The 12,398-nt window shown below is 58.1% G+C and carries 8 protein-coding genes; 3 read left to right on the plus strand and 5 right to left on the minus strand.

The window, feature by feature from the left end; all coding sequences use genetic code 11:
- Positions 1-168: 168 nt before the first annotated feature.
- A complete protein-coding gene (locus tag RAD15_RS43095; RefSeq protein WP_458184743.1) occupies positions 169-1,725 on the minus strand; it encodes an ISL3 family transposase in 1,557 nt (518 codons plus the stop codon).
- 703 nt (positions 1,726-2,428) lie between these two features.
- On the opposite strand from RAD15_RS43095, the gene RAD15_RS43100 reads away from it, so the two are divergent.
- Together RAD15_RS43100 and RAD15_RS43105 are read left to right on the plus strand one after the other, a co-directional pair.
- Entirely contained in the window at positions 2,429-3,529 is a 1,101-nt protein-coding gene (locus RAD15_RS43100; RefSeq protein WP_458184744.1) for a DUF2817 domain-containing protein, read from the plus strand.
- Between the two features lie 216 nt (positions 3,530-3,745).
- Positions 3,746-4,066 carry a hypothetical protein gene (locus tag RAD15_RS43105; RefSeq protein WP_458184745.1) on the plus strand — a complete coding sequence of 107 codons (321 nt, stop codon included), beginning with the start codon at positions 3,746-3,748 and terminating at the stop codon, positions 4,064-4,066.
- Between the two features lie 693 nt (positions 4,067-4,759).
- Here the strand turns inward: RAD15_RS43105 and RAD15_RS43110 are convergent.
- From RAD15_RS43110 to RAD15_RS43125, 4 genes are all read right to left on the minus strand, one after another.
- A complete protein-coding gene (locus RAD15_RS43110; protein ID WP_458184746.1) occupies positions 4,760-6,175 on the minus strand; it encodes an FAD-binding oxidoreductase in 1,416 nt (471 codons plus the stop codon).
- A 515-nt stretch (positions 6,176-6,690) separates the two neighbouring features.
- On the minus strand, positions 6,691-7,764 hold the full coding sequence (locus RAD15_RS43115) for an ABC transporter ATP-binding protein (RefSeq protein WP_458184747.1): 1,074 nt from the start codon (positions 7,762-7,764) through the stop codon (positions 6,691-6,693).
- A gap of 66 nt (positions 7,765-7,830) precedes the next feature.
- Entirely contained in the window at positions 7,831-9,600 is a 1,770-nt protein-coding gene (locus tag RAD15_RS43120; protein WP_458184748.1) for an ABC transporter permease subunit, read from the minus strand.
- On the minus strand, positions 9,585-10,730 hold the full coding sequence (locus RAD15_RS43125; protein WP_458184749.1) for an ABC transporter substrate-binding protein: 1,146 nt from the start codon (positions 10,728-10,730) through the stop codon (positions 9,585-9,587). The genes RAD15_RS43120 and RAD15_RS43125 overlap by 16 nt, the downstream gene beginning before the upstream one ends.
- Positions 10,731-11,532: 802 nt before the next feature.
- Between RAD15_RS43125 and RAD15_RS43130 the strand changes: the two genes are divergently transcribed.
- Positions 11,533-11,763: a transposase gene (locus tag RAD15_RS43130; protein ID WP_458184750.1), complete on the plus strand. Its 231-nt coding sequence runs from the start codon at positions 11,533-11,535 to the stop codon at positions 11,761-11,763.
- The last annotated feature ends 635 nt before the right edge of the window (positions 11,764-12,398 follow it).

The raw sequence follows: 12,398 nt of genomic DNA on the forward strand, positions 1-12,398 counted from the left end.
CTCTCTTTGCGAGACATCCAGACCGACGTATTGCCTCATGACAGCTCCTCCGAATCGCTTGATTGCGAGAGCTCGACGATAACGGAGCTTTCGTGGCCGCGAGCGCTGACCGCAATTACGTCATCGTTTGCAAATTTGGCTCTGACGCAGTTTTGGTGCAGCTCTATTCTATTCTGCGCCGATTAGTCTGGCCTGAAGCAGATCGATTTTCCCGCGGCCGTACATTTGCCGTCTGACGAGTTTGAGGCGGGTGATCTGACCTTCAGTCTGTCCGTTGGACCAGGGCGATGTAATTGCCGCGCGAACCGCCGCTTCATCAATAGTAACGCCGCGAGCAAATGAGGCAACGAGACTGGCACGAGCGCGATCGATCCATGGGGACAGCTCGGCGGCCGCTCCACGCCGGATCATCAGGTGGAATTGGGCTACGATCTCTCGAGCTTCGACAAGCGCGGGAACGCCAGCCTCGACAGCGGCGACAGTGATCGTTTCCGCTTTCGAGAGCGTATCCCGCTCGACCGCCATGAGACGAGCGATTGTTCTGGCCGATGGGACCCGGTGAAGACTTTCGACATCAACCTTTTCGGACCGCCGTCTACGTGTCGTCCATTCACCGACAACGCGAAGGGAGCCTCGAAAGCCACGTGCTTTTAAGCGGCGCCACAGTTCAGCACCGTTTCGGCAACCGGCCTCCCATTGGTTGTCGAGCCATGGCAGATGCTGATCGAGTGAACTCTGCCGGGTCCGGAAGACATCGTGGTGTTCGCCCCGGATCACCTGTCGCACCAGCTTCCTGCTATGGCCGGTCTGGCGCACGATCTGCTTGATCGGCGTTCCGCTTTTCGACAGCTCCAAGATGCTGGCGTTGGTCTCTTCGCGGCGGAGATAGCCCTCATATTGTAGGCGCTCGGCCGCGGTCAGCAGTTTGGGATTAATTGTCGTCGCTCCAACTGCGCTGCGGATCTGGCGCATCGATTTGCGGACAGCGTCGAGGAAGGCCCGACTGGCGTTCTCCATCAGATGCCAGCGATCTGCGACCTGTACCGCGTGCGGCAGGGCCTTTGCCGTAGCTTCACCATATCCTCCACCACGGTCACGGGCTACGATCGCGATCGTGGGATGCGCAGCGAGCCAGGCTTGGGCAGTCGCGGGCTCACGGTCCGGCAGCAGCGTGACTACCCGGCGTCTTTCCAAGTTGCAGACGATGCTGGCGTATCGGTGATTGCGCCGCCAAGCCCAATCATCAATGCCAATAACCCTGAGCGGATCGGTCGGCGGGCGAGTACGGCGTCGGACTACGCGCAGGAGCGTATCCTTGCTCACCGGCAGCATCAGGCGTTTTGCGAAGCCTGCTGCCGGTCGTCCGCCAAGCGCCAGACCGAGGTGATGGACGATAGAGTCCAGCCTCGCTGTGCGTCGTGCCGAAGGAGCCAGGACCCCTTCGGTGAAGCGCTCAGTGAAGATTCGGCGCCCGCACAGGACGGCATCGCAACGGAAGCGGCGGGCGATCACCAGCAACTGTACGATCCGCCCCGAGAGCGGCAGATCGGTTACGCGTCGCCGATAACGGCTATGAACACGTCGGGAAACCGTTCCGCAGGATGGACACAGGCCAACGCTTCCGGACGCCCGGACCGCAATAACCGCCTTATCACCCTCGCAATACGCACTCTCTACAACAAACCCACTCGGCACCAGACTGGAGCGCTGGAGTGCCTGCTGCATGGCGCTGATTCTCCTCCAATCAAAGCGCTACGCAGACCCCAAACTGCATCAAAAGTGAGTCAGAGCCAATATTGCAGGCCGAATGACAGTTCGATGGATGAATGTGTAGGCGAAGCCTGCGCGAGCGACGTTCCGCGCCTGAGCGGTAGCGAGTACATGGCGGGACCCCTTTACATCGTGTCCGGACCACGTACCGCACTTCCGCACGGTACGTGGGCTGGACGACACATCGAGAAGGGCGATCTGGTTCAGGGTGCAGGGGCCGGCAATTGGAAACGCTCTAGCGCGCCCCTGTGAAGGCTCCCACGAGACGCGGCGCCGGTCAGCCGAGTCGATCACCGGCGATCGTCTGAATTCCCACGCAGTACACCCACTCGACAGTGGCTCACACAACGTTTAGCCGTCGCGTCCGACATCGAGAACGACGCAATGCGCGCGCAAAAACATTGATATTCACCGACTTATCGCCGGCTTTCGGCACCTTTAACCCAAACTATGCTCATAAAAGCCATTCAAATCAGGAAATATGTCGCATGACTCTCTCGCAACAAAGAGAAGAATTTCTCAGCTGCCAGCTCGTGGTCGACTTGCGGCGGGAACGGTTGTGATAGCGGTCGATTTCCGAACGAAACGGTGTGTCGCGGATTAGACGTGGTCATCGACCTGTTTCGCGTCAGGGGAATCCGCACGGAGGTTGAGCAGAATGAATCTTGACAGCGCAAAGCAAATTGCCTCCATTGTCTTTTCAGGCAGCTATCTAGAAGCCAGACAGCAGTTTTTGGCAGCAGCGCCGACATGTACATCGTATCCCTGCAGCACAAAAGGCCCGTCTGGTGAAGCTCTCTTCACGGATGCGGCCTATTTCGGGCGTAGAGATGCAAGGAAGCTGCTAGTCCTTATTTCCGGCACACACGGTCCGGAAGGCTACTGCGGGTCCGCCGCACAACTTGCATTTTTGCGGGCAAAACTCCACGAGGGACTTCCGGCCTCCACTGCCGTCCTCTGCGTTCACGCGCTAAATTGCTATGGTTTTGCGTGGGATCGCCGAGCGACCGCAGAGGGCTGCGACCTCAATCGGAATTTTGTCGACTTCTCTAAGGCAGTCCCCCCCAATCCTGGATACGAAGAGCTAGCTGAACACCTTGTCCCTGCCGACAATTCGAAGGAAGGAATGCAGCGCGCAGAAGCTGCAATCGCAGCGTATCGATCCCGCTACGGCGAGTTGAACTTTCAGCAAGCACGGAAGTCCGGTCAGTACACAAGGCCAGGCGGCATGTTCTACGGCGGATCTGCGCCTTCTGAAGCCAGGCGAACCCTTGACCAAATAGTGAGCGACTTTAATGTAGCTGCACGGGATAGCGTCGTTATCATCGATTACCACACCGGTCTCGGGCCTTATGGCTATGGCGAGTTGCAGTGCGAACAGCCGTCCGGATTGAGCGGCTATGAGCGAGCGCTCAACATCTTTGGCCCCTCCGTTACGTCGCCAGATCTCGGCACCTCATCTTCGGTGGCAATATCTGGTTCACAGGATGAGCTCTGGCAGCTTGCTTTGGGAGATCGACACACCTACGTTTGCCTTGAGTTCGGAACTTATGATGCCGATTGCGCGCGGGAGGTTCTACGAAACGACCACTGGTTGTTCATGCATCGGCCGACAGAAGCTAATTCCGAACTTGGCCGAAAAGTTCGTGAGGCCTCCAAATTGCACTACTACCCGCAAAGGCCCGATTGGATGGAAATGGTTATTTGGAGATCACACCAAGTCCATAGACAGGCAATTGAGGCGCTTACACGGGAATGACTCCCGCGTTCCGAATGAGCTGCCAAATCAAAGGTGAGCGCGCGTTCGGTGCGGTAGCTGAGGCTCCGCAGGGATTGGAAAGGGAAGCAGGCACGGGTCTGGAGAGCGAGGGGTCGGTAACGCACGTACGCGAACTGCCGTCGATCGAACCGATTACCGCGATGCGATGTCTCGCGCATCGGGCCCAGCCCACGATTCTCGATAGCGCAGCAAGGCATGACTTGCTCGGGCGTTAGTCTATCTGGCCTGCGATCCGTTCGGAACCTGATTGCGAATGGACAGGCGAGTTGGAATGACGAGACACCCGATGGTGATCCATGCAGTGGTCTTCGGGAACTGCTCGCAAAACATCCGCAAGGACCACGTCCCGATCTTCCGCCATTCGAGGCAGGCGCCGCCGGCTTCTTGGCTTATGGTTTGAACAAGACCCAGGAGCGCCTGCAGGTGCCTGCAAGTCTCGGTCGGCGCTTGCCTGACTCCATTCTGCATTTTTATGGCGTGGGGTCGGTTCTGGATCTTGTCCACCGGATGGCCTGAGCAGGTCCCTGCCCGTCGGAGCACGCCTTCGAGCCAACGAGTTTGCGGCCGCTTGCCGTTCGAAAGCTGGCGCGGCACTATGGCCTCGGCATTCTACATCGACAAGGGAGAAAGCCCGGAAGCCATCGCTTGTTTCGGACTCACACTGGTCATCCAGATTTTCGTCTTGTTAATGAGGATACCTGTCAGCTTCGGATGTGCGCACGCAGTCTCGTCCTCTCGTCCTCGCTGCAGCGCGACATCTAATGGCGCAAGTTGGTTGAGGCTCGGCCGCTTAAGTCCGCTAGAACACGGCTTACGCAACTAAGTTGGCCCACCAGGAAGCTGGCCCGCGCGCGGTTCAATCCGCTCCTGCACAAAAGGTGTTAGCAAGGAGCACGCTCAGGGTATCACGGGTATTTTCAACAAACGCGCACGAAACGTCATATCCGGATCATGTTCGCCCACGACCTTAGAATCGCAATCTATTGAGTTGTAGCGCGACAAAGACCGACTTCTCTTAGCGAAGTTGCCGGGTCAGTCGGGGCATACGCGTCTGAAATCATCTTGTCGCAGCTGCATACGTTTCAGCAACTCGCGGCAGAAATTCTACATCTGACCAATGCAGCTTCTGTTCCTCGAATCAAAGTAGCGCTTCTGTTAGCGCGTCTTCATCCCAAGAAACCGAACGAGGCTTCAGCCTACTCGGCGGGCTTAGAGCACTTTTCCGGGATTCATGATGCCGAGGGGGTCGAGCATGGCCTTGATCGCGCGCATCAGGTCGATCGCGACCTTGTCCTTCACGTCGGGTAGTTCGTCGCGCTTGAGCACTCCGATGCCGTGCTCGGCTGAGATCGAGCCGCCCAGTTTCAGCAGGATCTCGAAGACGACGGAATTGACCTCATGCCAACGCGCCAGGAACTCGTCGGATTTGGCGCCCACGGGCTGGCTGACATTGTAGTGGATGTTGCCGTCGCCGAGATGGCCGAACGGCACCGGGCGCGCGCCGGGGATGAGCTTCACCACCGCCGCATTGGCCTGGTCGATGAACGCCGGCACCGCGGCGACTGGGACTGAGATGTCGTGCTTGATCGAGCCGCCCTCCGGCTTCTGCGCCGCCGATATCTCGTCGCGTAGTTTCCAGAAGACGAGCCGTTGGCTCAGACTTGCCGCTATCACGGCATCGTCGATGACCTCCTCCTCGAGCGCCTTGGCAAGGATCGCCTCCAGCGTGGCGCGGGCGTCCTCGCGCGGGGAGGACAACTCCATCAGGACATACCAGGGGTGCTTCTCCGCGAGAGGGTCGCGCACGTCGATGCCGTGGCGGATGGACAAATCGACCGCGATCTCGCTCAATAGCTCGAAGCTCGTCAGCGTGCCCGCCGCCTCGCTCTGCGACAGCGAGAGCAACTTCAATGCCAGCGCCGGCGATTTCAGCCCGACATACGCGGTCTCGATGGCGGGCGGCCTGGGAAACAACTTCAAGGTAGCCGCGGTGATGATGCCGAGCGTGCCTTCGGCGCCGATGAAGAGATTCTTCAGATCGTAGCCCGTGTTGTCCTTTTTCAGCTTGGACAAAAGGTTGAGCACGCGACCGTCGGCCAGCACCACTTCCAGCCCAAGCGCCATGTCGCGCGCCACACCATAAGCCAGCGCCGTGGTGCCGCCGGCATTGGTGGAGAGATTGCCGCCGATGGTGCAGCTGCCTTCGGCGCCAAGCGAGAGCGGGAACAGCCGGTCCGCTTCTGCGGCGCGCTGCTGCGCCACCTGCAGCACCACGCCGGCCTCGCAGGTCATTGTGTTGGAGGCCGGGTCGACCTCGCGGATCCTGTCCATGCGCTTGAGCGAAATCACCACCTCGCCATGGTGCGGCGTCTGGCCGCCGACCAGGCCCGTGTTGCCGCCCTGCGGCACCAACGCTACTCTGTGCGCGGTCGCGAGCTTGCAGATGTCGGCGACTTCCGCGGTCGAGCCGGGGCGCAGCACCAGCCGGGTGTGGCCCTGGAACAAATTGCGTTCCTCGGTGACATAGGGCGCGATGTCGCTCTGATCGGTCACCGCATATTTGTCGCCGACGATTCTGCAGAAGCTCTCGATAAGTTCTCGCGAGAGCGGGGCGGCGCTGTGCATATTCTCACTTCCTTCGAGGCCCGTGATGGCTTTTGTTGCGATGATCTTATTGGAAGAACAACAAATCGCCAGAAGAGACGCGCCTAGCCGGCGTGCTTGTACCTGATCGACCTTACGGCGCCGCGGGCTGACTCCCAGGGAGGACGTCGCACCGAGTATGCGACCGCGCTCGCCGTGGATATTCCTACAAGCGCACGAGTGGAGAAGATTCTCATATGATCTCTCTCCAAGTGGGAGCCGGCATTAAAGCGAGCCGCGGAGTTCGATATCTCGCTTGTTGACTACTCGCGGACGTTGGCAGCATCGCAATGCCATGGCGTAACTACCCCCGCATACAGATTCAGCGAATCAGGGAACGGGGGCAGACGCCGATCTGCAAGCGCATGAGTGCGTTCAAACACGTGACCTCGGCCAGCAGCGCCTCTCTGAAGAGCCACTTTTTGGTGTCGTACACCGATCACGTACCGGAGCAACACTACGCATCTCAGACCGTAGTGTCGAACGATCTCCACGAATTACTCAGTCAGTATGCTCGCATCATTCGCCGCCCACGAGGCGACGCACGCATCTCCGATACCTAGCATCATGCTAGTCGATAGATTCAGAACCTTGGACGTCAGCAGCAAGCCAGACTCACTGCGAAACTCATAGATTGTCGCATCGCCAACGAAAGTCATATCCACGATGCTCCCCCGAATTCCAGCTGACCTCCCGGTGGCGGCTTTCTCGAGGTGCAAATGCTCGGGCCGCACACAAAGCGTAGCATCCAAATCCGCGTCGGATCGCGACCCAGCAGGCAATCTCTCACCTGCAGGACCGTGAACGACGCCGGACCTGAGCTGGACGGGTATGAGATTAACCTCTCCGACAAAACCGGCCACAAACAGATCGGCCGGCCTGCGATAGATCTCTTGTGGCGCAGAGACCTGTCGGATCCGACCCTCGTGCATCACCGCTACTCGATCGGACATGGCTAGCGCCTCATCCTGATCGTGCGTGACATAGATCATCGTCTTGCCGACCTCTTTGTGCAGGGTCTTGATCTCGTTTCTGAGATGCTGCCGCAACTTCCTGTCGAGCGCGCCCAAGGGCTCGTCGAGAAGCAACACGGGGGGCTCGAAAACCAGGGCTCGGGCTATCGCCACTCGCTGCTGCTGACCGCCGGACATTTGGTGTGGGTAGCGTGAGGCCAATGCACTCAGGTGCACCTGATCAAGCACGCGACGCACCCGCACTTCGATCTCTGGTTTCGCCAACCGCCGCATCCGAAGTGGATAGGCTACGTTCTCCGCAACGGTCATGTGCGGAAAGAGAGCATAGTTCTGAAATATTACACCGAGTTCGCGACGATGAGGCGGTAGGTGCGTGATGTCTTTCTCATCCAACAGCACTTGACCGCTATCCGGCATCTCGAAACCAGCGATCATCATCAGAGTCGTTGTCTTTCCCGACCCGCTCGGACCGAGCAACGAGATGAATTCTCCGGGCGCAACCGAAAGGCTGACATCATTAACAGCTGTTGCGCGACCGTATTGCTTATGGAGCTTATGCAACACGATTCCTCCGGTTTGCATATCAGCGCTGCTCAACCCGGCTCTCATCAACATTTCGGCTCCCTAGTAAATACTAACATAGTGCTTGCTGTTTCCGAACCGTCAGGCGTCTCTTCTGCGCCGGAGCAAGGCACTGGCAACAATTACGGTTGCCGCCAATAGCACCTGCAGCGTGGCTACCGCCAAAATGGTGGGCTCAATGCCCTGCGTAATGCTTTGCCACATAAGGATGGGCAAGGTCGTGATAACTCCGATGCCAAGGAACAGCACGTACACGACATCGTCGAACGAGTGCAGAAAAGCGAAGAATGCCGCGGCGATCAAGGCCGGCATAAGCAGCGGAACGACGACGGTGCGGAAGGTGGCCGCATGACCCGCCCCAAGGCTGCGAGCCGCCCGCTCATACGCGGGGTTGAGGTCGCGAAGGTTCGCAGCCAAAAGGACCACTACGTACGGGATGGAGTAAACTGCCTCACCAAGTGCCAGTCCGAATTCGGTACCCTGAAGCCCTATCCGCACGAGCAGGAAATAGGTCGCGACCGCCACCACAATAGTCGGCAAAATGATTGGTGAAAGCACAAGCGCGACCAGCGCACCGCGACCCGGTATGCGGCCGCGAGCAAGACCAAAGGCGAGCATCGCTCCGAGGAGAGTCGCCATAATTGTCGCCATCAGGGCGACGCGAATGCTCGCAAACGTAGCATTTGTCCAACTCGAGTCGAAGATATACGATCGGTAGTTATCGAGCGAATAACCAGGCGCAGGGAACTCGATATACTGCGACGAACTGAACGATAGATACACGACCATGGGTATTGGCAGCAAAAGAAGCACTCCCAGTAGGCTCGCAACAATCGATATACCACGCCCCCCCATAGAGGGCAGCCAACGGTCGAGCACATTGGCAGCGGAGCCAACATTCATCAGCCAGCGCTTCTGCGTGCGAGGGCGGACAACGAGATCCGGTCCGCTCTTGCCATCTGACAATCCCAAAAGTTGAATGATAGGAAAGAAGCGCGACCCGATCCACAGGATCGCCAAAACTGCCAGGAGAAGTACGATAGATAGCGCGGATGCGGAGCCCCAGTTGAGCTGGTCCGTCATCTCTGTATAGATTTGCATTGTGATGGTGAAATCAGACAAGCCACCGAGCAATGCCGGCGTAACGTAAAAGCCGAGGCAATTGACAAAGGCGAGGAGCACCGCGGCGATAACGCCAGGCAGGCTGAGCGGTAGGAAAACGGTCAGGAAGGCCGCGATCGGACTTGCGCCGTTCGCTCTTGCCGCACGCAATAGTTTTTGGTCAATGCTGGACATGACCGTGAACATAGGCAGGATCGTGAGCGGCATGACGATTAGCGTCATCCCGATGATCACGCTGGCACGGTTGTAAAGCAACGAAAGCGGCTGCGAGACCAGGCCGAAGCGGAGCAGGATGTCGTTGATAACGCCGCCGCGACCCAGGAGGACCATCCATGCAAATGTCCGAACCAGAACGCTGGTGAAATACGGCAACACAACCGAGATAAGGAGGAAGGTGCGCAGGATGGGTCCGCGCGTGGTCAAGGCGTAGGCGATCGGGTAACCAAGCACCAAGGCCAGCGCAGTGACCGATACGCTAATCTCCACCGTTGTGCGCAGCACCGCCAAATAGGCTGGAGTCTGGCCAATGCGTAGAAAGTTCGCCAGAGTCCAGTTAGGCATCCCAAGCGAAAGCATCAAAAGCCCCGCGAGCGGCACGACGAAGAGCAGCCCAAGAAAGATGCTTCCGGGCAACAACAGCCAGGCCCACTGCGTGGGCCCAGCCGAATGCGAAGCCACGGGTGATTCCGACGCCGCTTTGCCGGTCGCCAAAATCACTGTACCCGCCATGCCAGCCACCGTGCCCCAATGTATTCGAGATTTGTCTTGCCGTCGGGGCGCTTGGCTGCGAGCCACGCCGAATCCTCGTGCACAACCTTCGAAGCATTCTCCGGGTTTGTGCTTAGCAGCGGGGCCAGATCAGCCGGCAAATATTTGAGCTGATTTGCATTTGGGCCCGGATACCCCGTCCCGACCGTAAAGTCGGCAGCAATTTTCGCTCGATTTACGAAAGCAAGCAGCTTCTGCGCGTTTTCGCTGTTGGGCCCACCTTTCAGCACTGTCCAATACGTGTAATTCACGTATGCACCATCCCAAACCATCTCAACGGGAAGACCTTGACGAATCGCAGCGATCGCACGGCCGTCGTAACAACTGGTCATTGCGACCTCGCGGTTGGCGAGCAACTGAGTTGGCTCGCTGCCTCCCAACCACCATTTCGTTATGTGCGGCTTAATTTCGGTGAACTTCTTTAGAGCTCTATCGATCTTGTCATCGGTTAACGGCCAGATGTCTGATTTAGCCACTCCATCGGCTTGCAAGGCAAACACAAGATTGTTTTTTGCGGTTGCAGGAAGGCTATGGAGAGCGCGCGGACCAGGAAAGGCTTTGACATTCCAGAAATCCGCCCAGGTTTTTGGCCCCTTATCTCCAAACACCCGCTTGTCGTACGCGATCAATTGGGCCGATGCGATTTCCGGGACCGCGTTCTTGAGACGAACCGAACTGGGTGTGCCTTCCAGCGACTCGGCGTCCCAAAGGCTGTAGTCAATGGGCAGGAACATGCCAGCCGCGTCCATGTCCGGAAGTGTGGATCCTTGTATGAAGGCAGTGTCCCAATCAACGCGGCCGGCCTCGTTCATCGCTTTAACCTGAGGCTCGGCAATGTCCCCGGTCACGTCAACTACCTTGATCCCCGTTGCTTCGGTAAAGGGGTCGAAGACGTATTTGCGAATGCCTCGAGCAAACTGGCCCGCCGACGAAAAGACAACTACTTGGCCCCTCCCAGCAAGCTTCTCCTGCGCGAAGGCCGCGGTGACTCGAGCGACTGCCGGAATGGCCATGGCTGCAGCGGCAGCCCGCAACACGTTGCGACGGTTAAACTGGGATTGTTTCTGTCTATCATGGACTGAATCGCTCATAGCTTCCCTCCTGGTTTCATTCCGAAACGAGCTTCCGTGGAGAACCGCGTCTCGTAACTTAAATTGGCATAATACCGCTGCTTCGGGAGCGAGCCCGAATCGTCTGGAAAAAACGGCACCGCCACGCGCTTAGTAAGCGCCGACCGGAACGCCTGCACGGCAATATTCGTCGCCAAGCAACGCCGGCTAAGCAGCCCCGGCACCTGCTCGATGCCCATAGTGCTTCCCCCTTTGCTGCTCGCCCTAAGGAAGGGCCAGAACAGACTTACGTTGACGTCCAGACACTAGCGAGTATTTCAACGCGAGTTTCTGCGGTAATCGGCACGTTGACGCTCAAATAAGGCGCTTGGTCGTTTTTTTTGAATGATTTAAGCGAACGCGAGCGGTTCAGCCAGCCAAATGAGTCATTTTGCAAACAGCAAGACTTTGTTTCGAGCGACGAAAGACGCCAACGTCGCAAAACGCCACACACCGGAGCCGTTGATGCAAGGCAAGCGACTGGCCGAGGCTGAAGGGCGCGCAGCCTGATGTTTCAGGTATCCGCGACATCATGTTCGAAAAGCGCTTGCGTGCGACACTTGCAGGCGCAACTTCACCTTCTTTAAACGCGAGCTCGCTCTAGCAGGCTGCTGAAGAAGTCTGTGGCGGGATGGAGTTTAGCGTGATTCTCTCGATGACTGAATCGGGGGCCGGAGCGCGAGGGGCTGACGAGCGGTCTGGAGCGCTGTTCAGTTACGTGGACCTTGAAGCGGGGGTCCGTTACGGAGAATCCGGGAGATTGTGAACGCTGAACCTCGGCGATCTGTCGAATGCGTTTGCGGGGCCTTACCCGGACTTCGGGCGGCCCTCGAATGCACCGGAGAAGCTACTTCGGGCCATGTTGCTGCAAGTTTCCTACGGCATCCGCTCGGAACGACCGTTCATGGAGCGGCTGGAGTTCGACTGTTCCCCTGGTTTGTCGGTCTGGGCGTGGACGATCGGGTGTGGAATCACTCGACCTTCTCCAAGCACGCGACGGGCTGTTAGAAGGTGAGATCGCTGTTAAGTTCCTTTTGGCGATATTGGCGCAGGTGGAAGTGAAGCGGTGTGGTCGAATGATCATTTCTCGGTGGACGGCACGCTGATCGATGGGCTTGGCTCTTACATCCTGTTCGCAGGCGCCGGCGGGTTCACCCTGGACTGCCTCACGTGAGCAATCCATGGCCGTTGTGAAGGTGACGCCGTCGAGTTCACATGGATGGGAGCGAGGAGATGGAGCCCACAAGAGGCCGTGGTTGGGTAGAAAAACTCCCCGACGGCTCACTTGAAGGTGAGATATGCCTCGAAGGCGGCGATGACATTCCCGTTATCGCCCGCCGATTGGCCACTTCTCCAACAGCGTGCTAGAAATATGGTGCCGATCAGGAAGTCCAGCGGTTGGCGATGTCATAGCCGCAAGGGACGCCCTCGGTACCTCTGTGACGGCCGTCGTCGGGCTTCGCTCGTTCAATCGCGAACGTCCACAGCGCCGCACAAGAGCTAAAATTCAGCCACGTGTGGACTTCTTTGCGATTTCGTCCATGACTTGCTTAGTGGCTCGGTAGGCGAGATCGACGATTTCGTCGATCTCGGCTTCGGATACGACGAGAGGTGGGGCGAATCCGAGAATATCCCCGTGCGGCATTGCTC

Source organism: Bradyrhizobium sp. 14AA, from assembly GCF_054185205.1.

Coding starts and splice junctions, on each gene's coding strand:
- RAD15_RS43095 (WP_458184743.1), bottom strand. CDS start 1,725: ATGCAGCAGGCACTCCAGCGCTCCAGTCTGGTGCCGAGTGGGTTTGTT.
- RAD15_RS43100 (WP_458184744.1), top strand. CDS start 2,429: ATGAATCTTGACAGCGCAAAGCAAATTGCCTCCATTGTCTTTTCAGGC.
- RAD15_RS43105 (WP_458184745.1), top strand. CDS start 3,746: ATGACTTGCTCGGGCGTTAGTCTATCTGGCCTGCGATCCGTTCGGAAC.
- RAD15_RS43110 (WP_458184746.1), bottom strand. CDS start 6,175: ATGCACAGCGCCGCCCCGCTCTCGCGAGAACTTATCGAGAGCTTCTGC.
- RAD15_RS43120 (WP_458184748.1), bottom strand. CDS start 9,600: ATGGCGGGTACAGTGATTTTGGCGACCGGCAAAGCGGCGTCGGAATCA.
- RAD15_RS43125 (WP_458184749.1), bottom strand. CDS start 10,730: ATGAGCGATTCAGTCCATGATAGACAGAAACAATCCCAGTTTAACCGT.